The following is a 420-nucleotide window of genomic DNA, read 5'->3' on the forward strand; positions in this document are numbered from 1 at the left end:
ACTTGGAAGTGTAGCTTTCTTCCCTATCAATGACTTGAACACCTTTTCGCTCGGCTTTGTATCGAATCATTTCAATGAAAGTCGCATATGGAATTTGGATGAAGGTTTGCTTATTTGCCTTTTGCATATCAACCTCCAATTTCCAGCCAACATTCCTTCCAATGATGATGGTATCAATGTTTCTTTCTAGAGCAATTTCTACCACTTTAGCGCTAGACTTATGCAGAAAGTCCATGACACGATTATTTCTTTTTCGATCCAACGTAATCAATCGGTTAGTGGTAAATATCCCTTCTTTTGGATCTTTGCCATTTCGAATGATACTCATGTACTTAGCCTTTAATTTGTTATAGTATTGATTGATCGATTTTAACCTTGTGCCCTTGATAAGCAGAGGCTTTTGCCCCGTGTTATCAACAA

The 420-nt window shown here is 37.6% G+C and carries 1 protein-coding gene; it reads right to left on the bottom strand.

Annotated elements, in window-relative coordinates; all coding sequences use genetic code 11:
* A partial coding sequence (locus tag TR08_RS23520) for an IS200/IS605 family accessory protein TnpB-related protein (RefSeq protein ID WP_370576399.1) occupies positions 1-394 on the bottom strand: 394 nt, incomplete at its 3' end.
* Between the last annotated feature and the right edge of the window lie 26 nt (positions 395-420).

The sequence above is a fragment of the Neobacillus niacini genome, assembly GCF_000759675.1.
GTDB lineage: Bacteria > Bacillota > Bacilli > Bacillales > Cytobacillaceae > Neobacillus > Neobacillus niacini_A.